The organism is Bacteroidota bacterium (assembly GCA_016720935.1).
GTDB lineage: Bacteria > Bacteroidota > Bacteroidia > AKYH767-A > 2013-40CM-41-45 > JADKJP01.
Genome location: JADKJP010000004.1, coordinates 634,279 through 660,441 on the forward strand (window position 1 = coordinate 634,279; position 26,163 = coordinate 660,441).

Consider the following 26,163-nt stretch of genomic DNA (forward strand, 5'->3'; position numbering starts at 1 on the left):
TGAGGTGAATTCATGAAATTTATAGATCAAATGCTACATTTTCATGACAAAGGCATCCATTTTTCCTGAAAAAGGTCTTTTTATTCAAAAAAATAACGAAAATCTGTACTTGAATCGTCTGCATTTCATATTAAAAAAAAGGGAGCGAAAGCAATGCTTTCGCTCCCAATAACCCGCCGGGCTTTATTATTTGATTACCGAGAATCGCTTCACAAGCATTCCTTCAGGCGCGATCATTTGTATAAAATAAATTCCCGCACCAAGATCTGACATATCGATTGTATATGATTTTTGACCGTTCGCTTCGATACGTTTTCCGGAAACTTCTCTTCCTTCAACATCTTTAACAGCGAAGCGAATGGCATGACGGAAAATTTCTCCACCGGAAATCACCAATTGCGTTGTTACAGGATTTGGAGCCATTGACATAGCGTCTTGTGGAATAGAAGCACCCAATCCCACAGGAATACTGATAGTGATTGAGTCCGTGAAACTGCATCCATTCGGTCCCGTTACTGTTACCCAATAAATTCCTTCAACTGTAGCGACAAGAGTTTGAGCAGTGCTTCCATCACTCCAGAGATAATTTGTAAATCCTGTTCCGGCATCCAATTGCAAACTGAACGGTGGTGTGAGAGTGGTATCATTTCCAAGACTTGTTGCAACACCTGAGATGAGAGTAATATCTACAGGCAAACGCTGACTGCCGCAAGCACCGATACCACAATTCTGGAGTACTCCGTTGAGCCCGCTGTTGAGTGTTCCTTTGCTTTCAGGATTACAAGTGAAATCAGAAGCAAGATTGTGATCTTCGGTTCCCGTTCTGCTCATTACTGCAGGAGCAACACAGGAAACAAAAGCGTCTCCCGACCATTCACTGCCGATTGTAATCGGGAATCCATTGAGGGTAACAGACAAAGATTGAATCGAAGTACTATCCCAGTCCCAGGCAACAAAATCAACAACAGAGCCTGCATTGTCAATAATTATCACCCAGCCACCAAGACCTGAACTCCACAACAAATTACTTCCCCAATAATTATCAGCTGCATCATCCGTCCGGTATTGTGCTTCTCCCGGAGCGAAAACACCAAGATCCCAGGATATGGTGTTCACAGCGTTAATGTCAGAATAATCATCACTCGAATAGACTTTCCATCCTGTCGCATCAAGTGTACCACCTGATAAATTCTGAATTTCCAGATAATCACCACCACCTTCCGGTTGAATTTCTGTGATACGCAAACAACCGGATGTTCCGCTTCCGGTGCGAGACTCTACATAGAAGGTCGTATCTCCTGAAACAACCGGACTGAAAACATCGCCAATGAACAAAGGAGTTCCACCACTTGCTTCCGCATACCAGGCAAGAGCATCACCGGAATCCGGCTGAGCAGTAATCTGAAGGTTGTTGTCACATTGCTGTTGTGGCGACTGAACAACAGGAGGATTCGGGTGAGCGCCAAAATCAAATGAACCACGAATGGTATCATTCTCCAGATATTGATCACCGGCCAATGCTGACCATGCAGTGATATCGACTGTTCCTCCCGTATATGTGTCTATGGTTTGTGAAAAGCGAAGTGTGTCCGTTGTACCCGGACCAAGAGTCGCGGGGTACGTTTCTGTAAGACTTGCAGTGACTGCACCGGTGACATCAGCCTGCACATCAAAACCCGACTGTGGATTTTGTCCGTAATTCTTTACGAGTACAAAAACCTGTGTTGTTGTACTTCCGCAGGAACCTGATACAGGTTCCACAAATGAAATCAAACCAAGGTTGGCATTCAGCGGCGTGAATTCATCAGCACCAATATCCGGAGTAGAAGGATCACGCAAGTCGCCATCAATATCGTCAGTAACTTCAGCAAAAGGCAAACCAAGGTTATTTACGGCAGGACTTCCTGCATGAAGATCAGTGTTCGAAATATATTGCGGGTCAGCGGAAACGGAGGTCAGGTCTTGTCCGGATGCAGTGCGCCAATCAGCCAATGTAGCCTGAGTAACACCTGCCCATGAACTGAGTGTGGTATCACCACCGGCTACCATTAAATTATTGAAATCCGCATCGGTGTAACCCCCGATAGCATTCGCATCAACAGTAATTGCATAACCGCCACCGGTACTCACAAGAAGATTGTTGTATACACGCAAATTAGATGTAGCAGCGCCAAAAATCCCAAGTGCTGAAGCAGAAGTATTTGTTTGTCTGTTCAGGATTGAATTATTCAGGACATTCTGATATGTGCTTCCATCAAGATAGATTCCTGATCCCGGTACATTTCCGGAGATAGAAACAAAGTTGTTTGCGATCAGACCTTCCTGGCTGCTCTGTGATGCACATCCGGTTTGAAAAATCCCCTGTCCTTTATCTGAAACAATTGAATTCTTTGTGATGCGGGCCGCATTGTTCACCACATCGAGATTGATTGCAGTATAACCGGTGTTTGCACCACTGATTGAAAATGTATTTCCGGTGATTTGAGCAGCATCATGGTAATTCAGAAAAACAGAACAATAGTAATTATTCACAAAATCATTATCAGAAATAACCACTCCGGGAATCAGATGCAATGCACCCTGTCCGATCATATCAATACCAAATGCGCCGCCTTCAATTCTGTTATTTGAAATTACAAAATTACTATCGGCTTCGTTACCCAATGGCATATAAATCAAACTACTCGAATTGGATGTGGTTGTGGAAATACCCGAACGAATAATGTTGTTCCGGAGCTGGAATGATTTTGAACCGGATCCAATGTAAAATACATCGGCGTAATTTTGTGATCCAATTCTTTCAATGGTGAGTTGACGGAATGTAACATAATCCGTTCCGTTCACCAGAATTGTAAAATTGCTGGAAGAAGATGCGGAAGAAGAATCCGCGATCACAACAGCAGTGCTGTCGCCTGCTTCCGATTGAAATGTAATCGAGTTGGTTGCAGATGCTCCGGTAACATTTCCCATTGAAACTTTTCCAGTGTAGGTTCCGCTTCGAATATTAAATGTCACTGCACCGTTTACACCATTTGTCTGAAGTGCGGTAATCGCGGATTGAATTGTAGCATAATCCGGAGATGTGCCGCCAATAGTATAATTGCCACTAAGCTGGGCATTGGCAAACAGCGCGAACAAAAAACTGCAAGCCAAAATAAAAGTAAATTTTTTCATGTTGTTTTGTTTTGGGGTTGGCATTCTTTGAATATAAAATTCAGAGGATAAGGTATAATTTTTTCCCAATCCCTTCCAATGCAATTACTCAATTTTTTTCTGTTAATTAAACACTTTTTATACTTTTTTCACCTATAAAACGATGTGAATTCTCTTGTAATTCAAGGAAAAGTTTTGCAAGTTGCAGGAATTTGTTTCCTCAAAACACATTCATGAAAAACGTGATTATTAAGATTTTTCGCCAATTCTCTACACTTATTCTGTGCTTTTCAGGGCTAAGCCTGTTTGCTCAGCAACCCGGAAAAACAGATTCCATCATTTCCACTATCCTGAATGAAACAAAATCCACAGGACAGGACGAACAAGGTCTTTTGTTGATCAAAAACGAAAAGTACGAAGAGGCCAGTAAATTTTTTACCGGAGCAATCAATAAAGATGAATCGGATCGTGATGCTTACTTCAAACGCGGTGTCAGCAACTGGCATTTGAATGATTCCCTGAGTGCCTGTCGTGACTGGAGCGCTGTACTTGCCCTTGGAGATACCGCTACCTATTTATTATTGCAGAAAAACTGTCATGGGAACATGGTCTTTGAAGACGATACCGTTCCTGCATCACAGGTAAGAAAACTCTTTGTCACTCCCGCAAAAACTTCGGCTCCGGGCTATCCAACAACATTTGCAAAGACTGTTGTTGAAGAAATGCCTCAGTTTCCCGGAGGAGAATCCGCGCTCATCGATTATTTTAACAAGAACCTCAAATACCCTGCGACCGCGAAAGGCAAAGGAATCCAGGGACGCGTGTATATCAATTTTATTATCAGCAAAAACGGGAAAGTCCTTTATCCCTACGTCGTACGTGGAATTGATAAAGAATGCGACAAAGAAGCGCTTCGCCTGATCCGCAACATGCCCGCATGGAAACCGGGAAAAGAAAAAGGGAAAGCAGTTCTGGTAAGGTATAACCTGCCGGTCAGGTTCAGCTCCAATTGAACATCACAACATGCATTGATTAGTGTAAATGGGGAAAAATCCTCATTTCCACCAGTTTTTCTTAGATATTATTGCATTCCGACGGCCTGAAACCCGCCACCAGCCTGAGAATTAAGACCAGTCGATTGTTAAAAAGTTGTTGATTCCGTGTTATCAAATATTATTTACTTTGCGAACTTTATTTTCAAATCCTCCCGCATGAAATATTTATACATTCTTTTCTTTAGTCTCTGTACTCACTTCGCGCAAAGTCAAACCATCCTTTCACTTTCCGCTCAACCCTCACAACCCACTTCCAGCGATCCTGTGAAAATTGTCATCACCAATTCTTTTCCAAGTGGCGGTTGCTCGCTTATTCATGAACAACACTCAGTAAATGGAAGCGATATCACCCTTTTCGTTTACCATTGCCTCGGACCGCTGACCTACATTTGCAACATCTCGGATACCATTGATCTCGGATACTTGCCCATTGGCACGTATAACCTTCAGACAAATTTGCTCACGGGAAATACCGGTGTAAATGGGAATTGCAACAGTTTCACTCAAACTGATCAGTACAATCTTAATTTGAATGTTACCCAAAGTACAGGCATTGCTGAAATTCTTTCTGGAAAATCACAGCTCGTTCTCGATCAGGCTTCGGGAAATTGTTTTTTCAGATCTCCGGAAACTGCTTCTGCAAACATTGAGTTAATGGATCTGACAGGAAAACAGGTTTACTCAACCACCGCTCTTCCCGGCAAGCTCAACATTCCGACCAACCTCAGAAGCGGACTTTACATTTATTCCATCCGTTCCGCCAACCGTGCTGTGAGTACGGGGAAGATTGTGATTAACTAAATTCACTACAGACATTTTATTGAAACGAATTGTGCTCTATGAGCATGCTTAAGCCTATCCTGAAGGATAGGCTTAAGTTCTATATCTTTGTATTCTAAAATTTGATTACAATGAAAAGCAGAACCATCCAAAAATCAATCTACGGCGACCAGCATCCGATGGGAAGCATCCTGATCCGTCAACCTTTGCCTTCTGCTGATCTGCATTATTTTGATCCTTTCATTCTTTTGCATCACGGGAACAATAAAATAAACCCTGACAATAAAAACGAAGGTGTTGGTCCGCATCCTCATCGCGGATTTGCTCCGGTTTCTTTTTTATTCAAAGGCGGCGTTCATCATCGCGACAGCAGGGGAAACAACAAAGCCGTTCTTGAAGGAGGCGTGCAATGGATGAATGCGGGAATGGGAATCATTCACAGCGAACGCCCTGTAGCCGGAACAACAGAAATGGAACTGATTCAGATGTGGATAAATATTCCGGCGAAAAATAAAATGGACACCCCTTCCTACTTCCCGATTTCAAAAGAAGATGCTCCTCAATTTGTGAGTGAAGACAATAAAATATCTGTATCCATAGTTTCCGGAGATGTGTTGGGCAAAAAGGGTCCGGTTCCTTCTCTGACTCCGGTAAACTCAGCGATGATTTATGCAAAAGAAAATGGCTCGCTGTTTATTCCTGTTCCAAAGAACCATCACGCGTTTATTTATTTACTCGACGGGCAAATAAAATCAGCGGACGGATCAATGATTGATGGTCTGCACATGATTGTTTACAACGAAGATGGTGACGGAATTCTTTTTGAAACAAGCAAGGATACACGCGCCTTATTCATGAGCGGCGAACCCATCGGAGAAGAAATTTTCGCGCAGGGACCTTTTGTGATGAATTCAGAAATACAAATCATGGAAGCATATCGCGACTTCCGGATGGGAAAAATGGGTATTTTGATTGAGGAATAAAATTTAGGACACTTCTGCATACTTAAATAGGATGTTGTTTACTGCCAAAAACTTGCATTACCAGGAGATGCTTGTACTACTGTTCAGTCTAATGAACCACGTAGTAATGCAAAATTAAAACCGAGATTAAGGATATTAATACAAAGTACAGTATTCAATTAACATCATCCAAAAGAAGTACATAGAAGTGCCCAAGAATAGTCTATTAATCTTGATATTTTGAATATTCTACTATTTATTGCATACCATTTTCTTAGTAGCAATCGTTTTCCCGTCAGCAACTAAAGAATAGTAATAAACTCCACTGCTCAGATCACTGGCATACACATTCATTTGTCCTTCGCCACGACTGGAAACAACAATATTTTTCAATACTGTACCGGATGAAGTATAAAAAATAATTTCTGCTGTTTTAACTTCATCCGGGATTACAAAACTAATTTGAGTTTTCTCAGAGAATGGATTCGGGTCATTCTGGTTTAGAATAATTGCCTGGACAGAAGATAATGAAATGTCTATGGTATTATTCTCACCTTGAATAGTTCTATTGCTTGGAGCTGGGCAACATATATCGAGCCTTTGCTGTAAATTAGCTAGAGTGGTACTGATTGAATCAATGGTAGATTGCTGTTCTTTTAGAGCTTGAGTTAAAAATGGAATTAGTTCAGTATAATTCACGGATTTAAAAGAACGTGACGGAATAGTAAGATTTCCAGAAGTATCATACACTGCAGGCGAGTTTTCTTGGATTACTAAATCAGGCAATACGCGTTCTATTTCTTGGGCATACATACCATAATGTATTCCGGAAGGGAGGTTCATACCAGGATTATTTGAAATATCGAAATTGTATGATTTTGGATTCAGTGAATTAAGAATTGATCTGGAATCACGAATTGGCTGAGCGTTGATTTTAAAAGTAGAATCTGAAATTGCGGATGCACTACCATAGAAAATGTGACCACTGAAATAAGCTGACTCTCCATTATTCAAGGTATTTACTATTAATCGAGCATCATTGGAAGTTTGAGCTCCGCTGTAACCCATTGTAACATGTTCATCTGCCCAACATGTGAGAAGATGAGAACCACTTCCATTTAATACACCGAGGGCTCTTTCGTCATTAGTTCCAACTGTACTATAAGAAGTTCTAACAACGAGATTCACATAATCACTTACATTTCCGGTATTTATAGAAACCCTTGCTTCTGGGCCAGTATTGTTATTGTTAGGATAATAACCTCCGATCATTATTTTTCCATCATCGCTAGCTTTAAAAAAATGATGTCCTAGAGCATCGGTTAAAACCAAATTATCAGCACTCGAACTGCTTCCAGAAGTTAACCCTTTAACCCACAACCTACATGGTGTACCGCCACCAGTTCCCAAAGTTGTGTTTGATCCGATACTGACATGATCATCGCTATTTACAAAAAGCACTTTGTCTGAACTTGAATTTGAAATTATCAACGGTGCGTCCGAACCGTGAGGTGTAACATGAAATGTAGCTGAAGGGCTGGTATTATTCAGACCAACCTGATAATTATAATCATAGAGATCACTTTTGCAAATATTAGAACTCGCATCATATACTGGAATATAATTTGTTAATACACCGGAACAGGAACTCACATTACCTGTTCCGCTTCCTGCAGGACTCCAGCTACCATCCCCATGAAGAATATCCACAGAGCTACCTGCAGGAGGTAGATTATTTAAAGTTCCGTTTCCATTTGAATAAACTAAGTATGGTAGTGAAGGTGAGAGAGGAAGAGGCGGTGGTGTATTTGAATGATTTAAATAATCGGATGTTATAGCCCCAGTACCAGAACCAATTGAACCGTATACATGCAAAGTGGAAATCGGGCTGGCTGTCCCAATTCCAACCCTTCCATTAACCAATGTTCCACTTGCAGAAGTTTTAGGATCTATCAATAAATATCCATTTGAATTCGTGTTAAAATCTGTGTAAATTCCAAGATTAGACGCATTATTCAATTTGTTTGATAAACGTAATTGTGGTTTACTCACATATGATCCATGGCCGGTACCGTCATCGAAAATATCCAGCCTTGCTTTCGGAATTATCTGCCGATTGAAACCAACACCGATTCCCATAGTGCCATGAGGTGTCATTCTTGCAACTTCTAATCCTTGAAAAGAATTGTAATCATAAGGGTTTGTATTTGAACCGTTGAATTGATAACCCGTGAAGATGAATCGTAAAACCTCAGCATCTTTATCAGGATGACTGTCAATGTCGTCACCCCAATTGATGACGGCATCTTTAATATTAGAAATAGTATAAATAGGGTTTTCCACAGTATCCTTTAGACCAACGTACATATTGTCTGAACCATAAGTCATGTAGGTTCCAACATCCATCCAAGGCCTGTTACCTGCTTGTTGTGTGGCAGGGTAGGGATAAGTAGAACCCATGTTTAGCATGGCTTGAGCTTTGGGCAAATACTGATTTCCTTTTCCATCATGAGAAATGGAAATTTTAGTGACCCTTGGAGTTGTAAAGGATCCATTATTATTTCCACCAAGTCCGTCATAAATTCTTAATCGTTCACGAATATCTATCGGGAATGTTGGGACAGGCTCAGCATTTTGTTTAAAGATCATGTTGCCATGCTTCTCCACAATTTGTTCAATATCATATTTGGAAGTACCGGGTGTAGTACTTGAACCATCAACATTAATCAATGTGAATTTAGGCATTCTGCCTGTGGTGCTTAATCCTGAAAACATACGCCAGGCATTTGCCCAATCGGTAGCAGTAGTAGTCTGAAAAGATTCACTCGGAACCCAACCGGCAGCATTAGGTTGTAAATAGGGCACCCGAACATCAAGTGCGGCTTGTGGTACATCGTTAGTGCCGGAAAATTCACCGATACCGATGGATTCAATTTGCTGGTTGGTTACGTCACATTCTCCATATAGATTTGTCCCTCCACTGGGTTGGGTAACAAATTGAGAAAATGAAGTAGTGGAAATGGAACAAAAAACGATTACAAAAAATTGTACAATTTTTCCAGTTGTTTTCATAGAATTTGAGTTTAAGGTTCAATAAAAATTTTGATGGTCGTATTTAAACAATGAAGAAAGTAAATCCCGGAGGAGACATTTGGTAATTCAAAAGTTGATTCAGGATTTAAAAGATATTTTTCAAAAATAATTTGTCCAATTGAATTGTACATTGTCAATGGAAGAGTTTGAGAAAAGAAATGTCCTTCCACAACAACTTTTACCTGATGACTTCCGGAATAGTATTGAATCACCGGATAATTCAATTCAAATAAAGTATTTACATTCGTGAGATTAAAACACAAATTCGAGTCAGTTGACAAACAAACATTATCAATATAATAATATGCATTGGGACCAAAATTTGCCACACATGAAGTGTTGAGGCTGTCCAGGTCGAAAAAATTCCCGATAACAATTCCGTCATAAACCGAATCTGCTATAAAACTTGCACGAAACACATTCCAATTAACTGTATCAGTCATAATACTATCTTCAAAAATAGTTGCCTGATTATTTATCAATTCCACACTGTTGTCAGATAAGCTCAAAAAGTCAGTTGTCAATTTGACCCCCATTCTGTTACAATAACATGAATTAGCAATTAAATTTGAGCCACTGGAAATCATGAAGGATATAAAATATCTTATTCCAATTTGCATTTGTGAATTCAATTTCACTCCAATAAACTCACGGCTTGTGTTATTTTGAAGACTCATATACAACCCAGCATAGGCGCTATCTTGAACCGCTTGGGTTTCTTGAAATCCCATAAAATTGTCCGGTACAGACGATAAATTATTTGATGAGCATTTATTATAATAGTCGGGAGTGACCATTAATGCCTTCCAATTGGAAACAAATCTAAATTGCGATAAATTATCCGGACATGAATCATGAATCTCAAAACTCGGATTGGGCACCAGATTTCCCTGGGCGAAGCTGTCGCTAAAAACAAAATAATTTAAAATAAAAAACAGAAAAATAAATCTCATAATTCATGAATTAAAAATTAAAGAAAATTAACCTCTCCGGGAAAAGCAAGAGTTTTAACATAAATCTTTTCTTTACGGGAATTAGAGGAGGGGTGAGATGATGATCTCACCCCTGTATAAATACACGAATTGCGCTTATTTCAAACAATAATAGAAATAAAATATTAAATAATAAATTAATGAACAAAAGGATAGTTTTTTTTGATCAATTAAGCTAATGGTCATGAGTACTAATATATTTCTCTCCAAATGCAGAGTACTTCTAGTGACACTTCTAATTAGTTTTCAAGCAGAAGTATTAATTCAGTCGTTTCGATAAAGAAAGATGAGACTTTGAGAGATTCAGGATTGATTAATTCAAACGGTTAATGGAGACAGGAAGAAAATCCGCTGAAACACGACTTTTATAAATACATGCGCAAGATATATGCTACATAGCCGGGAGTTTTAGACCACTAATTTAAAAAAGGAATTATCATTGTTTTAAGGTGCAATTTGCATTTCAATAAGGCTATTTTTCCTTTATCAAAACAGTAATTCAACCATTTTTCTAATGATTTTCTAATAATTCAATCCTCCCTTTTCCCATTTCAGCCACCTTTTCTCCCCGTTCCGCATCCTTCTTTTTTATTGGGAGACAATCAGACCTATTTTTAAGCTATAATTTCAGAACAAGGTTTTTGAAATCAGATCGATTCAATTAATCCACGAGGTTATGGCGAACAACAAATCCACTGCGAGAATTTTTATCGGAATACTTCTGAGTATTCTTTTTCTGCTTGCATCCTGTAAGCATGAACCGGATGTTATTCCAAATCCTACTACCCAAAATAACGGGAATGGAAATGGGAATGGAAACGGTAATGGCAACGGAAATGGGAATGGAAATGGAAACACAGCAACTTGTGATCCCGATACTGCCTATTTCCAAAATGATGTACTTCCGCTCTTCATTTCAAATTGTGCAATGAGCGGCTGTCACGATGCTGCCAGTCACAAAGAAGGAATTGTTCTTGATTCATATCAGAACATCATGACTACCGGTAACATTCGCCCTTTCCGTCCGAATGGAAAAATTATGGAAGCGATTACCACTTCTGATCCCGGCGATCGCATGCCACCTGCTCCTTCACCCGCAATGACATCTGCACAGATCTCCATGATTCAAAATTGGATCAACCAGGGCGCTCAAAACAATGTGTGCACTGCGGGCTCCTGTGATACCAGTAATGTTACGTATGCGGCGGTGATTGCACCATTGATGCAAAATCAATGTACCGGTTGTCACAATACAGCTAATCCCAGAGGAAATATCAATCTCGAAACGTATGCAGGTGTTCAGAGTGTCGCTCTCGACGGAAGACTTTACGGGTCAGTAAGTGGTGGTGCAGGATATTCCGCGATGCCAAAAGGCGGAAACCGAATGGCGGATTGCGAAATCGCTCAAATCAGAATCTGGGTACAAAACGGAGCATTAAACAATTAAGCAAAATGCTAATATTAACCTGCATTCTGCTGCTAAGGAAAAAAGCAAAAGCTCTGAAAAAATTCTCAGAGCTTCTTTTAAAAAATAATATTTCCTTACGTAGTTATCTCACGAGAGTGACCTTGCCCAAATACTGATGCGGTTTGTCCTGTATATCATGAACACGGATGATGTACACGTAAACATCCGCCTGGCATTGCCGGGTTCCTGAATTGGTGGTACCATCCCATCCTTTTTCCAGATCGTTGGTATTATAGATATTCAATCCCCAGCGATCAAAAATCTGCATTTCAAAATCTTTGATACCGATTCCAAGTGCAGTGAAATTTTCATTTATTCCATCTTCATTCGGAGAAAAAGCATCCGGAATAAATATTCCGAATTCACCGCGAATCCTGACGGCTCCATAGCTTGTATCAAGACATCCCTTCGGACTCATCGTGATCAATCGTACGATGTAAGTACCACTGTCGAGGTATGAGTAAGAAGGAAATTGAAGAGAGGATGATCCTTGTCCGTCACCGAAATCCCATTCCCAATGCGCGGCCAATTTGCTTTCATCAACAAAAGAAATTGTCGGTTTGAAAATGGAAGCGTCCGTCGGAATGGAACTGAATTGCGCTTCCGGCAATGGATACACTTCCACCGCCGCAGGAATCTGTGATTCGGAACGACAACCCATTCCACTGGTAACAATATGTCTTACTGTATAATTTCCCGGAATCGTATAGGTGTGAACAGGATTTCTGCTAATGTCCGTAGTTCCGTCACCAAAGTCCCACATGTAGGTTGTCCCTGCCGGAGTTGTTCCCTGCTGACGATAATGCACAACAAGTGGCGTACATCCTTTTGCAGGATTCGGAATGAAATCAGAAGGTGGTCCACTTACCACCGCAACAGGAATCGTTACGATTACTGGTGGTGTCCCGCATCCATCGCTCACAGTCACTGAATACACTTCATTTGTGGAAGGAGTCACCACGATATTTTGTGCTGACGATCCAGTACTCCAGGAGTATTCATAAGGACCACCGTTACCGCCGGAAGGAGTTACCTGGAGATTTGCTGATCTTCCAATGCAAATGGAATCATCCCCCTGCTGTTGCAGCCATCAATCCCGGATAAACATTTAATGAAATTAATTCCGGATTTGTAGTACAACCATTCACATCAGTCACAGATACGGTATAAACAGCACTCACCGTTGGAGCGACAACGACAGTAGCTCCCGGCGATCCATTGCTCCATTGATAAACATAACCGCTGGTTCCTCCGGTGGCGATTGCATTTAGCGTCGCCTGCTGTCCGATACATATCCACCCATCTCCGGTAACATTCAAAACAAGCGGAGCCGGTTCTGACAGGATTACCGCAGTGTTCGTGGAACAACCATTACTATCGGTAACCTGAACTGTGTAATTACCGGCAGATACCTGACCGACAGAAGGAGATGTACTTCCATTACTCCATAAATAAGTATAAGGCGCTGTCCCTCCTGTTTGCGCCACACTCGCGGTCGCATCCACAGATCCATGACATCTGGCTGCCTGTTCTGTAGTACTTAGTTGAAGCGCCGCAGGAGTTCCGATTGTAATGGATGTAGTTTGAGAACATCCGTGAGCATCTGTTGTTGACAGCACATAATTTCCCGAAGGTAAATTGTTCGCGTTTTCATTTGTCCCACCCAGTGGAGACCATTGATAATTGTAAGGAGGGGTTCCTCCTGTTAAATTTGCTGATGCTGTTCCATCAGAAGATCCAAAGCACAACACATCGTTTGCTGTTGCAGAAAGTACAAGTGGCGCAGGCTCAGTTACAGAAACTGTTCCTGTGGTTGTACAACCTTGTTGATCGGTGACTGTGACCTGGTAATTTCCGGAACGCAATCCGGTGATCGCACTGTTTTGTTCTCCGTTTGACCACAGATAAGAATATCCTGGTGTTCCACCGGAAACTTCCACTAATGCAGTACCATCTGAGCCACCGAAACAATTTACAGCGGATGCATTAAGTGCTGTTGAGAATGCAGACGGTTGCGTAATCACTACATTTTCTGTGAGCGTACATCCATTGTTATCAGTAACCTCTACAGAATAATTTCCAGCGGTCAATCCTGATGCTGTCGAAGCAGTTCCTCCTGATGTCCAGTTATAAGCGTAGGGAGCTGTACCACCCTGAACTGCAATTGCAGCGCTACCGTCACTGCTTCCAAAACACAGTGCATTTGTTGCACTTATTCCAGCCTGCAGAACAGTCGGTTCAGAAATGGTTACAGAAATTCCGGTGAGACAATTATTCGCGTCAGCGACAATCACGGAATATGTTCCCGCGTAAAGATTGGATGCGATTGAATCTGTTCCTCCGGCAGGAGACCATTGATAAGTGAATGGTGCTGTTCCCTGGTATACCTGAATCGATGCGCTTCCGTCATTTCCTCCGGCACAACTCACCTGACTGGCATTTCCCAATGAAACACCCGGACCGCCGATGTTGGAAACGAAGGTGTTTAGACTTTGCTGACAATTATTTGCATCTGTAATCAATACACTATATGCTCCCGCAGGAATGGATGATACATGATCCGTTGTCATTCCTCCCGGCGACCAGTTGTATTGATATGGCAATGTCCCTCCGCTGACTGATGCCTGCAAAGTTCCATTCGAAGAACCACAAGTTGCAGGAGTGGAAGAGGATTGCGCTATCAATTGTGTTGGTTCGGTGATTGTAACCTGAGATTGTGATGTACAACCGTGTGCATCTGTAACATCTACGGAGTAATTTCCCGGACCAAGATTTGAAATCTGCAAGGTTGTATCATTTGACGGCGTCCATCTATAGGAATAAGGAGTTGTTCCTCCCGAAATAAACGCGGCAGCAGAACCATCCTGCGCTGCATAACAGGTAACATTAGTTGAAACCGGAATTGAACTGACAAGTACTGCCGGTTCAGCTACATTCATCGTTAATGTTTGTGCACATTGAAATGCATCCGTTACCGTGACTGTGTATTGTCCTGCACTGAGATTTCCGGCGATTGGAGAATTTCCTGAACCGGAAGACCAGGTATATACGATTGGCGCAGTACCACCGCTTGAACTAACCATGATGGAACCATCTGCACCACCATGACATTGTACATTATTTACAGATGTAACTGATGCTGCAAGTGCTCCCGAGTTGGAAACATTCATTGTTGAAATCACAGAACATCCTTTCGCGTCAGTTGCAGTACATGTATATACTCCTGCAGCAAGTCCGCTGAGAGAGGAAACCGTTGATCCACCCGGATTCCATTGATAAGTATAAGGTTGTGTGCCTCCTGAAGCCGAAACACCGGCAGAACCATTGGGTAATCCGCAGGTTCCTGCGGTGACCGAAGACTGAACACTGAACAGTGGCGGTTCAGAAATTGTTACACCAACAAAATCCTGACAACCATTTGCATCCGTTACACTAAGAGAATAATTACCTGCATTCAAACCGTTGACTGTTGAAGTACTTGCATTCCCCGGAGTCCATGAATAGGTATAAGGAAGTGTACCTCCCTGAACAGTAACACCGGCGTTGCCATCATTTCCACCGGCACAAGACACATCGCGTAAAGCGGAGAGTGCGGCGTTCAATAATGTCGGCTCGGTAATATTTTCTGATACTGTGATGGTACATCCATTCTGATCCGTTACTGTGCACGTATAATTTCCCGCGACCAATCCTGTTGCTGAAGATGCACTGGCCGCACCATTTGACCAGGTATAGGAATAACTTGCAGTACCTCCGCTTACATTCAAAGAAATATTTCCGGTATTACCTCCATTACAAAGGACATTCGAAGTTGATGAGGTTAATTGCAAAGGAGTTGGTTGTGTAATGACTACAGGAACAGAAGCCTGACAATTGTGTCCATCCGTAAGTGTCACAAGATAATTTCCTGCACTGAGTCCTGAAGCGGATGCCGTTGTTCCTCCGGATGGAGACCATGCATATTGATACGAAGGTGTTCCTCCCGATGCTGACAAAGCAGCTGAACCATTACTTCCTCCTGCACAACTCACAGGATTTACTGAAGAAAGGTTCAGGGATAATGCGGAAGGTTGTGAAACGATGGAAGTCGCGGATTGCAAACAACCATTGGCATCATGCACATCAACCGTATAAATTCCTGCCGGCACAGATGAAAGTAAGGCTGAAGTTGAACCACCAGGGTTCCAGGAATAGGTATATGGAGTAACACCACCTGTCACATTGGTGGATACGGATCCATCCGTTGCTCCGGCGCACAGCGCATCAGAAGTACTGGTGTTCACCTGAAGTGCCGGAGGTTCACTGATTACAACACTGATTCCTGTTACACAATGATTCCCATCGGTAACGGCGATGGAGTATGTTCCTGCATTTAATCCGGTCGCAGCTGCGGCTGTTCCTCCTGCAGGAGACCATTGATAGATAAAGGGAGCTGTTCCTCCTGTTACAACTACAGATGCGGAACCGGTCGCTGCACCGGCACATAATACCGGTGACACCGTATTGAGACTGACGGAAGGTCCGCCAATATTTGATAAAGCTATTGAAACCGTTTCGTTACAACCATGAGCATCTGTTACTCTTACAGAATAATTCCCTGCAGGAATATTAACCAATGCCGCCGTTGTGTTTCCTCCCGGTGACCATAAATAAGTGTATGGCGGTGTTCCTCCGGATGCATTGACAGATGCACTGCCATTGGAAGCGCCGCAGGTTGCCGGTAATGTTGATGTTGAAAGTGCGAGCACAGGTGGTTCTGTAATGGTTGTATTTAATGAAGTCGAACAACCATTTGCATCCGTAATTTGCACCGAATAATTTCCTGCGGAAAGATAACTCGCAAGTGTAGAATTCCCTCCACCCGGCGTCCATTGATAAGAATAAGGAGCTGTACCACCTGTGGCTTCAATCTCTGCGGATCCGGCAGCATCGCCATAACAAGCGTTCATGACGGTGCTTAGCACCGAAGCATTCAGCAAGGATGGTTCATTAATGGAAACAATCGCTTCCTGCATACAGCTGTTCGCGTCTGTAACGGTAACCGTATATGTATTTGCAACGAGGCTGGATGCTGCCGCTGATGAACCTCCGGAAGGACTCCATGAATATGTGTAAGGTGTAACTCCACCGGATGCAAGCACAGTAGCCATTCCATCATGTCCTCCGGCACAGGTTACATTCACCGGTGAAAGAATTGTGGAAGTAAGTGCGGGAGGTTCTGAAATGGTGGCATTGGATGATGTTGTGCAGCCATTGGCATCCACTACTTGTACAGTATAAGAACCTTCCGGTAAAAATCCGGAATTAGACGTTGAACTTCCTGAGAAGGACCACAAATACGAATAAGGCGTTGCCCCTCCTGTAACACTTACCTGAGCGGAACCGCTTGCATCACCGTGACAAAGTACCGGTGTGCTGGAGAAATACTTGACAATAACTGAGCAGGTTGTGTAATATTGATCGTTGAAGTGCGTGTACAGAAATTCGCATCAGTAACGGTAACCATATATGTACCTGATTCAAGCGCGACAACAGTCGGCAAAGAACCAAGAGCCGGTGTCCAGGCATAATCATATGGAGAAGTTCCTCCACTTACAGTCACACTCGCGTTGCCATTGTTTCCTCCAAAACAGGAAACAGGAGAATTTGAACTTACGTTCACACTTAAAGCCGCAGGTTGTGACAAACTTGTAGTTTCTGTCAGCGTACATCCATAAGCATCTGTGATCGTCACCTGGTAATTTCCCGCGGATAAATTCAGCGGATTCGCTGATGCACCTGCACCGCCTGTCCAGGCATAAGTGTAAGGCGCGAAACCACCCGTAACAGCTGCCTGAATACTACCGTTTCCGGCACCATTACAGGTTGGGTCTGAAGGCGTGAGACTAATTTGCAATGGATCCGGTTCTGTAATATCCAAAACTGTTGAAGACAAACAATTATTTCCGTCACGAACGACAACCGAATAACTTCCCGCCTGTAAACCTGTAGCAAATGTTCCGGTACATACAGAAGGATTCCATTGATATGAAAATGGAGGCTGACCACCGACCACTTGAATTGTTGCGTCACCATTATTTCCTCCCGCACACAAAACCTGATGAATACCGGTTACAGAAACTACAGGACCTCCAAGATTTGAAATTCCGGCTACTCCCGAAGAAGTGCATCCATGAGCGTCCGTAATTTCAACAGTGTATGCTCCTGCAGAAACACCTGACAGTGTTGAACCGGTTGCTCCTCCCGGATTCCATTGATATGTATACGGACTTGTTCCGCCCGATGCAACTACACTTCCAGATCCATTGCTACTGCCACAGTCGCGGAAGTAGTTGATACATTAGCAGAAAGTGCCGATGGTTCGGTGACATTTACAGTAGATACAGTAGTACAACCGCGCGCATCGGTGGTTGTTACTGTATATGATCCGGCAGAAAGTCCGGTCAAAGTAGAATTCGTTGCACCTCCAGTGACCATGCATAATCATATGGAGCTGTCCCACCACTGGATGAAACGGTAACAGAACCGGTTGCGTCTCCATTACATTGCACTGCGGTAGTTCCAGTTATATTTGAAAGTAATGTTGCAGGCTGCGTGATTACTACTGTTGAAGTTTGTGTACATCCATGCGCATCCGTAACAGTAACAGTATAAGTTCCTGCGGCGAGATTCGAAGCCGAAGCAGAAGCTCCTCCTGATGGAGACCATGAATATGTATATGGATTCGTTCCTCCACTGACAGAAACCACCGCTGCACCATCATTGCCGCCACGACAGGAAACCGGTGATGATCCTGCGACAGAAATAGATATCGAGGGAGGAATGGTCACAGCCGCATTGGCTGTTGTTGTACAGCCATTCGCATCGGTTGCTATTACAGTGTATGTGCCTGCTCCCAAACCGCTAATCGTAGAACTTGTCCCTCCTCCCGGTGACCATGAGTAGTGGAATGGTCCGGTGCCATTGGCAATAACCGTTGCTGTTCCATTTACGGGTGTAGCACATGCCGATGGTGTGGCACTCGCTGTTGCGGAAATATCCGGAACATAAATGTCATAGGAATATGTCTGAAATCCGGAACTCGGACAATTGTTGTCTTGAACTGTTACTGTGAATGTATAGGGTTGCGGACGCGCATCTACAATTCCCGGTGTCCAGGAAAACGTTCCAATAGGAAACTGAGATGCTGTACTGCTGAAGAAGAAGCACCGGCAATAGCACTGTTCCAGTTCATCGTTACAGTCTGAGACGCGTTTCCGTCTGCCGAATTCACATGAAAGAAAGTGGTTGACCCGGACAAGCAACAATGCTAAAGTTATTAGTACCGTTGATTCCTGTAGCTGTTGGAAGAAGATTCGAACAGGCCTGTGTCCAGATTTGCATATCACGAATGACAGACCCAACAAGTACACCATTTCTATACTCTCTGACGATGATGGCCATTACACCTACTTCATTTTGTGTTGGAGTCAGTGTGATATCACCTGATGCATCAATGTAATTGCCGGTGAGGATGAAATCGGACTGTTAACATTGTAACCGGAAGCAAATGTCACATTTGTATTTGCCGCTGATCTGGGTGTTATGAAAGAATAAGTAATTGAATCACCATCTGTCTCAAATGCACCCATGGTTATAGTGAAACGTTTGTCCGATACATAAAAAACGAAATAGGAATGTTCGAGAAAATGGGTGATGAGTTGTTCGGTGCTGCAACGTTGTTCAGCGTTGCTTCTACATACAATGCAGGTACACCTGTACAATTCGGAGGTGTGTAAGACAAAGTAGTAATCGCGCAATTCCGGCAACATATGGAATAACCAAAACGCCAGTCTGTGCATTGAGCCGGTAATGTAACCGTTCCTGTATATTCATACTTTTGAATTCCCGGATTTGAACCGCCACTACAGGTAGTGAGACCGGGAGTACAGGGATGTGTAATCTCCTGGCCGGTTCCTGCCAGTTTGTTAAGCGTAACACTAAGATTGTAATTACAAGACACTGACGAATAGGAAACCAAAACATTATTCGGCGCACTCACACCGGAACAATCGCGGTATAAGGTAAGATCCAATGTGCAAGTATTTCCACTCACCCAGGTATACGTAATATCCGCGCCACTGATGTGTGTGTGGCGGAAGTTGTTTCGGAAGAAGGAATAAATACAAAAGCAGAATACCAGACCCGGGAGTCTGAATTTCAAAAATTAATTTTTCCTCTCAGTGTAAAATTGTTCATGGATGAATAGATCTTCTTTCAGAATGAGATACCTTGATCAATGCAATTCCAACAGGAAATACCTGTCCTTAGTATATATGTATCAGACGAAGGATATAAATCAATGTTGGGTCAATTCTTGCTAAAAACTGTCGGTAAACAATTGACTCGCTATTTGCTAAAAAAAGTCAACGATAAGGTTTGGCATGACGGTCTGCCTTAGGATTTCCAAAAAAACAGGTCAATTAAAAATAGAAATCAGCCCCTTTTCCAAATTATGGAATCAATGTTATTGTAAGCAGAAAAATGTTATTGCTTAATACATAATTTCGAATTTTCCTTACACTTTTTGAAGACTGAAATTGTGTTAAAATCTGTTCTTTTTCAAAAAAGCATTGAATTTTAAGGTGATTGAAAAATTAATCAATCTTACTTTCTCTTTGAAATGATATCAAAAACACAAAACTGTTCTAATTTAAAACCTTCTTTTGCTCAATAAGCTGAATGAATTTTCTTGTCCGGATATCTCTGCCATTACCATTCAGATGATATACTGTATCAAAAAATAAGGAATCGTTCATTACAAAATATTCAGGATCATTGAGAACAGAATAGCAAGTTTCGCAGAAAGTGTATTTGCATATTGGTGGATCACATCTGCGTTGTTATCGAAAACAGACTCCGGAAAATTCGGATACACAAAATACACTTTCACCCCAGTACTTTGTGCTTTACGATAAAATGAATTCAGCAATGCTATTCCTTGATATTCTGAATATTTGAATTTATCAATATCCTCTGCCCGTATCGAACTTGGCTGATCAAGTTGGCAAACCACATCACCATATTCATTTAAACAATCTCTACGGTAAACAGTAGAATATTTGACTTCGAAAGATCCGATGGATGCAGGGTGAAAAAGTTTGTTTTTTAACAGAAAGAAATTATCATGCATCGCAGTTCGCTTGCGTTCCATGTAATAATTCAAATCTCCCAAAAAAGAATCATTAAAAAACTTCCCGGCTTCAGGATAATATTCCATTGCCTTTTTCTTCAATTGATAATCCCCGTCCTTTAGCATAAAATACTCCAATGAAAGGAAGACAACATCACCCTTCCGCATTTCAGATTTCAATTCATTCAAAATAAATTCCAAACCAAGACCGGCATGCAATGACATGTTGCAAACGGGCATCTTGAGTTGAGACTCTATCATCTTACTGTCTACCCCAAAAGCCAGATTGGATCCACCTGCCAGAATAATTCTTGATGATGAAATACTCTTCAGTCTGGCGGTTATCAATGATAGAAGCGAGATAATCCGAAGGGGTCATTGTCACCGATTCGAATACCGCAAACAACGATTGTCAGCAAAGCCAACAAAATAAAAGCGGTTGTTTTCAAATAAAATCGGCGCATATCTTCAGAACTGAAAGTAGATGAATGGTTGATTCTCCGCGGGCTTCAACATAAAGATCATAAGAAAGAGCAAATAGTAGAATGTCCAGCGGTAGAATGGATTCCAATTGAGCCCCAACTTTTCAATCGCATACGCGTCCCTTCTTCCACTCCATTCCATGATCACAAAGATGACGATCAATAAAATCGGAGTTCGGGGTAAGAGTTCAGGAGTGCTAAACAAGGAATTTGAAAATATCTCAGAGACAATCGCGAATGCTTGTGTAGTATTTTCCGCCCGAAAAAATATCCAGGCAAATGTTGTCAATGCAAAAGTGACTAGAATGTTTAATAAGTCTTTTGTTCCGGGAAATGTTTTTTCATTAGCTACAATTGTCAAATGATTTCTGTTTCTTTTTAAAACAATAAGCGGCAGCATATAGATTGCATTCAACAACCCCCAAATAACAAAAGTCCAGTTGGCTCATGCCAAAATCCGCTCACAAGGAAAATGATAAATGTATTTCGTATTGCCATCAACATTCCACCGCGACTTCCTCCAAGAGGTATGTACAGGTAATCCCTGAACCAGGTAGTAAGCGATATATGCCATCGCCGCGAGAATTCAGCGATGTCTCTTGCAAAATAAGGGAAGGAAAAATTTCTGAGCAGCTCTATACCAAATAATCGTGCTGTTCCCAATGCGATATCTGAATATCCTGAAAAATCTCCATAAATCTGAAAAGCAAAAATACAGCTCCTAAAATCAATGTACTACCGGAATAATCATCGGAATGATTAAAAATAAGGTTTGCATAATTCGCGCAGTTATCGGCAATGACCACTTTCTTAAACAGTCCCATAAAATCTGCCTGAATCCGTCGAATGCTTTTTGCTCATTGAAAACTCTTGGCTTTTTCTATCTGAGGCAAAAGATGTGTTTGCACGCTCAATTGGACCCGCTACCAGCAAAGGAAAACCAACAAAAAGAGAATAATTCGACGCTTTCGCAAGGACTTATTTTCCTGTTATAAATATCAAACACATAAGATAAACCATGAAATGTGTAGAATGAAATTCCAACCGGAAGTATAATATTTAATGTGCTTAAATGCGCCGAACTCCCAAAGGAATGAAGCAGTGCGGCGAAGTTTTCAAAAAAAAATTAAAATATTTGAAAAGTCCCAGAAACCCAGAGATTAATAATGACACTGACAGCCAGCCAGGCGCGGCGTTTGTTTAATTTCTCATTCTCATGAATTTTTTTCCTGTAAAATAATCGAGTCCTGTAGAAAATGCCAGAAGAAATAAAAATCTCCAGTCCCAACAGGCATAAAAGAAGTAACTGGCAGATAGAAGAAGCAGATTTTGAAGACGCAGGGACTTCCCCGGAATCAAACTATAAAGAATGAAAAGTATCGGGAGAAAAATTGCAAAATCCAGTGAGTTAAACAGCATGCTTTAACCTTAGGTTTCTATGAAAATATTTCCAGGGTCCGGATGTAAATCAGTATTGAAATCAGGGAAGCAATTCCACAAAATACCGAAAGCCAATATGACTTGCCGGAGCTTCCATTAACCCCTTGGCATCGAGAGGCAATGCAATTTCAGTATCGATAAAACCGCCGCCCTTGGTGATTCCTTTGGTGGAAATCATCTCCGCGGCGTTGCCTGCCATATTATAAGTACCAAATGAACAAGGCCAGTACGATTTTACCGGAGCCAGCATCAGAATATCTCCAGGATCCGGCATATTGGGATCGCTTGGAACCGCCAAATCCGTACGCTTATAATTCGCCATTTGTATTCCGTTCTTGTTCTTTAATCCGGCTCCTGTAGGATAAACAGCTAATGCATTTTTCCTTTAGCAGCTCTCACCCATTCTTCTTCATTGGGAAGCCGTATTTTGACATTTTTATATTTTCTATCGGGAAAACTGTTGTACTTCTCAGTAAGCCATTCGCAAAACAAAACAGCTCCTTCATAAGAAATATTCACCACAGGAAAATCATCGTATTTTTATCCCGATGATAAAATTTGGCGAATGGCGCAATATATACCGGTGGCTTTAGCCAATTCGTAGAATCCACAGAAGCAATTTTCAAGTCCTCCTTTTTCCTGTTCTTTGATAAATCTGAAAGGAATTGATTATACAACCAATTGCTAACCTCAAACTTACCGACCAATAAGGTTTCAGAAATTTTACTTACAGACTTCTCAATATAAACAGCATCCAACACTTGTTTATCCTTCTGAGCGGAAACCGATGTGAAAACAATGAATAAAAATGAGAATATGAGAGTTTTTGAATCATCGGCCGGGGATACCAGATTTATTGCGTTGATGTCAGAAACAGGACACTTATAGCAAACATAAGAAAGTACATGAAATTTCAAACTCTTTTGAAAACTATTTTCTTAACATAGTTTATAAACAGTCAGAAATAGCATTCCCCGCCGGCTAATCATCTGACCTGATCATTCATGCAGATAAGGCTCCTGATCGAAAATCATTTGTCTGATGTTCTCCAAAACTCTTTTCATATAAATTCTCCAGAAAGTTTTTGCGAATATCCAATTCAGTGGATAGAGCAATACAACATCTGAATGCAATGTATAGGTGTATTCAACAAGAATTTTATTCTCCCCCTGTTCTGTCGTTTTCCATTCTCCAACAAACTTTGAAAACCCAAGCATCCATGATTGAAATTCACTCACTTCAATTTTCCAGTATTGATCATTTATCCGCACTAGCACCTTATCGACAGAAGCCCATCCGCCCTTTTGAGTCCATGATTTTGCCACAAACACCTTTTTACTTGAGCCAGGCTTGCCCCAGTTTTCATCACCGGTGCAATGTGTAACTTTTGGCATAATTCCAAATCCAGTGTGGATTTTTGACACATCACAAAGCATTGGTGTTTTAAAAGCTCTTTCCAAAGAACAATTATAAATAGCATTTACCTTAACTATTAATGCATTGAATTTGATTTTAATATCCTGAAAATGAAATTAAAATTGAGAACACCAATACTAACAATGCTATTTTTAGGGAATGCACTAAAACTACTAATACTGTTTTGGGTTCTTGATATCTATTTTGAATTTATATCCACAATCGAAGCATTTGCATCTTTTAAAATTATAGGGATCCGGTCGCCTGACAACAAAAACGGAGAAAAAATAATCGTTCCAACTCAGGTAGAGCTTACTCGTATTCTCAGAACCACATGCGGACATTTTTGTTTCTTTTCTTCCATAGTCTTGAGCTCATTAGCATTTCTTCAAACACAAACAAAATTATACTTCCCAATGATCCAAAAATATTTAATATGCATATTACACCCATCTCCTTACCTTTTTACAATAATGCTCATACTCTGCGCCAAAATCCTTCTTCAAACGAGGCTCTTCGAAGAAAAGAATGAACAAGTGAAAATCAAAAATATTACTATTGAATAAACTCCCAGCCGTCCAGACTGAAAAAAGACAGCTTCTCCGACAAGCATCGATACCACACCAACATACATTGGATTGCGTGAATATTTATATAAGCCCGCAATCACCAGCTTACACATTGGGTCTACGGGCTGACAAAGTTCCCCCTGCCACGAATAGCAAAATTGAGAATACAATTTATCATCACCAAGAACCCGGAGTGCAAAAAAAAAAAACCCGTGTATTGCAAGATGAAAAGGCTGTAGAATTTTTTCTTTCATAGTCCACCCTTAATAACAAATAAAGACCAGGCCTGCCACAACTTTTCCAGCTGGAGAATCGTAAAAAACAAATTCCGTAAATAGAGCGAAATCATTTTATAGCACTTTAAAATAAAACATTGTTTCATTAACCTAATAACTAAATAACCTCATAACTAAATAACATACATAACTAAATAACCATTTCAAAGAATCACTTTTCAATATCAATATCATATTTATCCAGCAAACCACCAATTCCTTCCAGAAAACTTACGCTTTCTTTATACGGTTTGAATTCAGGATCAATTGAGTAGTGATAAGATGTCGAAATCCACCTTTTCAAGTTTTACTGTTTTCAAATTTCGCATTCATCAGGTACACGTATCAAAAAGTGATGCGTTCAGATCGCAATCACTGAAAATCGACTTCTGTCAGCTTAGAATTACAAAAGCTGTTTTCCCTGATTTAGTTTTGTAAAAGAAGAATGATCCAACATACATCCATCGAATTGAGAAGAAGTCCAAATTCACAACAATACGGTAAATTGAAAACCCAATAATTTGCAATCACGGAGATCTGACGTTGCTTTAAAAAGCCGTCCTATCCCAATTTCCGCTAAGCTCAGGTTACATCCTGAAAGTTTAAATGGAAATTTCACATCTTTCAAATCAAATTTGAAAAATCGCAATTCACAAACTGACAATTCTCATATTCTCCCTTTTCCAAAGGATGAATAGAGTATACCTCCTTTTCCAAATGTTTTATCCTCAAGTAAATCTGATTCATTTCTTATTTCTTTTCGATCCAGTTGGTGTGATGAATTTCTTTTCTAATATTATTCCATGATAAAGAACTAAATTAAAGAAGCCCGGAAAACAGCGGAAAATTTAGTTATATAAACCGGAATTATATTCTACCAAGAGCTGATTCCTTATCATTTGCCCTTCTCCGTACTGCGAGCTGACCCAAATGCATCGCTTCGCGGCTGATGCATAGGAACTACCCAAATCGCCAAGCTGTTGGCATGAATTTTGAATCGCCATTTAATTAGTTCGGAGAATTTACCCTTGTCCACGGTAGTAACAATGCTTTCACTTTTGAATGTTGGCGTACAAGTTCCTCAACAATATTTCTTTGCAGGATATTGGTTGGATCCGGATCGGGCTTTCTGGGATCACCCGGACCATTTCATAAAACAACTCCTTCCACTTTTCCGGCATTTCAAAAGAATCCCCAAGATCTTCCCGCCAGTAAAGCGCTTTGGAAACCAGGTGTCCAAGTGTAAAAGCAGGATGATTCTCAAGTCCGTAAGAAGGTATCGTCGTCATTTCCGCTTCTGAGAGAT

Annotated in this window: 22 protein-coding genes and 2 pseudogenes; 5 read left to right on the top strand and 19 right to left on the bottom strand. The window is 41.3% G+C overall.

The window, feature by feature from the left end; translation table 11 throughout:
- Positions 1-186 precede the first annotated feature (186 nt).
- A complete protein-coding gene (locus IPP86_06595; protein ID MBL0138187.1) occupies positions 187-3,174 on the bottom strand; it encodes a hypothetical protein in 2,988 nt (995 codons plus the stop codon).
- Positions 3,175-3,386: 212 nt separating this feature from the next.
- Between IPP86_06595 and IPP86_06600 the strand changes: the two genes are divergently transcribed.
- The 3 genes from IPP86_06600 to IPP86_06610 all read left to right on the top strand — a co-directional run bounded on the left by IPP86_06600 (position 3,387) and on the right by IPP86_06610 (position 5,971).
- On the top strand, positions 3,387-4,166 hold the full coding sequence (locus IPP86_06600) for an energy transducer TonB (protein ID MBL0138188.1): 780 nt from the start codon (positions 3,387-3,389) through the stop codon (positions 4,164-4,166).
- A gap of 198 nt (positions 4,167-4,364) precedes the next feature.
- Entirely contained in the window at positions 4,365-5,009 is a 645-nt protein-coding gene (locus IPP86_06605) for a T9SS type A sorting domain-containing protein (GenBank protein MBL0138189.1), read from the top strand.
- 110 nt (positions 5,010-5,119) lie between these two features.
- Positions 5,120-5,971, top strand: coding sequence for a pirin family protein (locus IPP86_06610; GenBank protein MBL0138190.1), 852 nt, complete (start codon positions 5,120-5,122; stop codon positions 5,969-5,971).
- Between the two features lie 231 nt (positions 5,972-6,202).
- Here IPP86_06610 and IPP86_06615 read toward each other — a convergent pair whose 3' ends face one another.
- On the bottom strand, positions 6,203-9,022 hold the full coding sequence (locus IPP86_06615; protein ID MBL0138191.1) for a tail fiber domain-containing protein: 2,820 nt from the start codon (positions 9,020-9,022) through the stop codon (positions 6,203-6,205).
- 11 nt (positions 9,023-9,033) lie between these two features.
- Entirely contained in the window at positions 9,034-9,552 is a 519-nt protein-coding gene (locus IPP86_06620; protein ID MBL0138192.1) for a hypothetical protein, read from the bottom strand.
- A gap of 1,159 nt (positions 9,553-10,711) precedes the next feature.
- On the opposite strand from IPP86_06620, the gene IPP86_06625 reads away from it, so the two are divergent.
- Positions 10,712-11,482 carry a hypothetical protein gene (locus IPP86_06625; GenBank protein ID MBL0138193.1) on the top strand — a complete coding sequence of 257 codons (771 nt, stop codon included), beginning with the start codon at positions 10,712-10,714 and terminating at the stop codon, positions 11,480-11,482.
- A 103-nt stretch (positions 11,483-11,585) separates the two neighbouring features.
- On the opposite strand, the gene IPP86_06630 is transcribed toward IPP86_06625, so the two are convergent.
- The 14 genes and pseudogenes from IPP86_06630 to IPP86_06695 all read right to left on the bottom strand — a co-directional run bounded on the left by IPP86_06630 (position 11,586) and on the right by IPP86_06695 (position 23,991).
- Positions 11,586-12,461 carry a gliding motility-associated C-terminal domain-containing protein gene (locus IPP86_06630; protein MBL0138194.1) on the bottom strand — a complete coding sequence of 292 codons (876 nt, stop codon included), beginning with the start codon at positions 12,459-12,461 and terminating at the stop codon, positions 11,586-11,588.
- 109 nt (positions 12,462-12,570) lie between these two features.
- Entirely contained in the window at positions 12,571-16,839 is a 4,269-nt protein-coding gene (locus tag IPP86_06635) for a SprB repeat-containing protein (protein MBL0138195.1), read from the bottom strand.
- A 32-nt stretch (positions 16,840-16,871) separates the two neighbouring features.
- Positions 16,872-17,597: a SprB repeat-containing protein gene (locus IPP86_06640; GenBank protein MBL0138196.1), complete on the bottom strand. Its 726-nt coding sequence runs from the start codon at positions 17,595-17,597 to the stop codon at positions 16,872-16,874.
- A 144-nt stretch (positions 17,598-17,741) separates the two neighbouring features.
- Positions 17,742-17,840: pseudogene (locus IPP86_06645) on the bottom strand (SprB repeat-containing protein).
- On the bottom strand, positions 17,792-17,980 hold the full coding sequence (locus tag IPP86_06650; protein ID MBL0138197.1) for a hypothetical protein: 189 nt from the start codon (positions 17,978-17,980) through the stop codon (positions 17,792-17,794). Before IPP86_06650 ends, IPP86_06645 begins: the two are co-directional and overlap by 49 nt.
- Positions 17,947-18,807 (bottom strand): SprB repeat-containing protein, encoded by an 861-nt coding sequence (locus IPP86_06655; GenBank protein MBL0138198.1) that lies wholly within the window; start codon positions 18,805-18,807, stop codon positions 17,947-17,949. Before IPP86_06655 ends, IPP86_06650 begins: the two co-directional genes overlap by 34 nt.
- Entirely contained in the window at positions 18,773-18,946 is a 174-nt protein-coding gene (locus tag IPP86_06660) for a hypothetical protein (GenBank protein MBL0138199.1), read from the bottom strand. The genes IPP86_06655 and IPP86_06660 overlap by 35 nt, the downstream gene beginning before the upstream one ends.
- Positions 18,947-18,972: 26 nt before the next feature.
- On the bottom strand, positions 18,973-19,134 hold the full coding sequence (locus IPP86_06665; protein ID MBL0138200.1) for a hypothetical protein: 162 nt from the start codon (positions 19,132-19,134) through the stop codon (positions 18,973-18,975).
- A 2-nt stretch (positions 19,135-19,136) separates the two neighbouring features.
- Positions 19,137-19,706 carry a hypothetical protein gene (locus IPP86_06670; protein ID MBL0138201.1) on the bottom strand — a complete coding sequence of 190 codons (570 nt, stop codon included), beginning with the start codon at positions 19,704-19,706 and terminating at the stop codon, positions 19,137-19,139.
- 594 nt (positions 19,707-20,300) lie between these two features.
- Positions 20,301-21,023 carry a hypothetical protein gene (locus IPP86_06675; GenBank protein MBL0138202.1) on the bottom strand — a complete coding sequence of 241 codons (723 nt, stop codon included), beginning with the start codon at positions 21,021-21,023 and terminating at the stop codon, positions 20,301-20,303.
- Between the two features lie 120 nt (positions 21,024-21,143).
- Positions 21,144-22,576: pseudogene (locus IPP86_06680) on the bottom strand (MBOAT family protein).
- Positions 22,577-22,637: 61 nt separating this feature from the next.
- Positions 22,638-22,919 (bottom strand): hypothetical protein, encoded by a 282-nt coding sequence (locus IPP86_06685; protein MBL0138203.1) that lies wholly within the window; start codon positions 22,917-22,919, stop codon positions 22,638-22,640.
- A 47-nt stretch (positions 22,920-22,966) separates the two neighbouring features.
- Positions 22,967-23,119 carry an SUMF1/EgtB/PvdO family nonheme iron enzyme gene (locus IPP86_06690; protein MBL0138204.1) on the bottom strand — a complete coding sequence of 51 codons (153 nt, stop codon included), beginning with the start codon at positions 23,117-23,119 and terminating at the stop codon, positions 22,967-22,969.
- A gap of 476 nt (positions 23,120-23,595) precedes the next feature.
- On the bottom strand, positions 23,596-23,991 hold the full coding sequence (locus IPP86_06695; protein ID MBL0138205.1) for a hypothetical protein: 396 nt from the start codon (positions 23,989-23,991) through the stop codon (positions 23,596-23,598).
- A gap of 132 nt (positions 23,992-24,123) precedes the next feature.
- Between IPP86_06695 and IPP86_06700 the strand changes: the two genes are divergently transcribed.
- The gene (locus IPP86_06700) at positions 24,124-24,579 is read left to right on the top strand and encodes a hypothetical protein (GenBank protein ID MBL0138206.1); all 456 of its coding nucleotides are present in this window, start codon (positions 24,124-24,126) and stop codon (positions 24,577-24,579) included.
- Here the strand turns inward: IPP86_06700 and IPP86_06705 are convergent.
- Together IPP86_06705 and IPP86_06710 are read right to left on the bottom strand one after the other, a co-directional pair.
- Complete coding sequence (locus tag IPP86_06705; GenBank protein ID MBL0138207.1) at positions 24,516-24,836, bottom strand: hypothetical protein; 321 nt, start codon at positions 24,834-24,836, stop codon at positions 24,516-24,518. The two genes, IPP86_06700 and IPP86_06705, sit on opposite strands and share 64 nt — an antisense overlap.
- 1,073 nt (positions 24,837-25,909) lie before the next feature.
- A complete protein-coding gene (locus tag IPP86_06710) occupies positions 25,910-26,146 on the bottom strand; it encodes a hypothetical protein (GenBank protein MBL0138208.1) in 237 nt (78 codons plus the stop codon).
- Positions 26,147-26,163 lie beyond the last annotated feature (17 nt).

Bases quoted from the DNA above. Each gene is read 5' to 3' on its own strand.
- IPP86_06595 (MBL0138187.1), bottom strand. From the start codon at position 3,174: ATGAAAAAATTTACTTTTATTTTGGCTTGCAGTTTTTTGTTCGCGCTG.
- IPP86_06600 (MBL0138188.1), top strand. From the start codon at position 3,387: ATGAAAAACGTGATTATTAAGATTTTTCGCCAATTCTCTACACTTATT.
- IPP86_06605 (MBL0138189.1), top strand. From the start codon at position 4,365: ATGAAATATTTATACATTCTTTTCTTTAGTCTCTGTACTCACTTCGCG.
- IPP86_06610 (MBL0138190.1), top strand. From the start codon at position 5,120: ATGAAAAGCAGAACCATCCAAAAATCAATCTACGGCGACCAGCATCCG.
- IPP86_06615 (MBL0138191.1), bottom strand. From the start codon at position 9,022: ATGAAAACAACTGGAAAAATTGTACAATTTTTTGTAATCGTTTTTTGT.
- IPP86_06625 (MBL0138193.1), top strand. From the start codon at position 10,712: ATGGCGAACAACAAATCCACTGCGAGAATTTTTATCGGAATACTTCTG.
- IPP86_06650 (MBL0138197.1), bottom strand. From the start codon at position 17,980: ATGGTCACTGGAGGTGCAACGAATTCTACTTTGACCGGACTTTCTGCC.
- IPP86_06660 (MBL0138199.1), bottom strand. From the start codon at position 18,946: ATGGCCATCATCGTCAGAGAGTATAGAAATGGTGTACTTGTTGGGTCT.
- IPP86_06665 (MBL0138200.1), bottom strand. From the start codon at position 19,134: ATGGGTGCATTTGAGACAGATGGTGATTCAATTACTTATTCTTTCATA.
- IPP86_06685 (MBL0138203.1), bottom strand. From the start codon at position 22,919: ATGGCGAATTATAAGCGTACGGATTTGGCGGTTCCAAGCGATCCCAAT.
- IPP86_06695 (MBL0138205.1), bottom strand. From the start codon at position 23,991: ATGCCAAAAGTTACACATTGCACCGGTGATGAAAACTGGGGCAAGCCT.
- IPP86_06700 (MBL0138206.1), top strand. From the start codon at position 24,124: ATGAAATTAAAATTGAGAACACCAATACTAACAATGCTATTTTTAGGG.
- IPP86_06705 (MBL0138207.1), bottom strand. From the start codon at position 24,836: ATGAAAGAAAAAATTCTACAGCCTTTTCATCTTGCAATACACGGGTTT.
- IPP86_06710 (MBL0138208.1), bottom strand. From the start codon at position 26,146: ATGACGACGATACCTTCTTACGGACTTGAGAATCATCCTGCTTTTACA.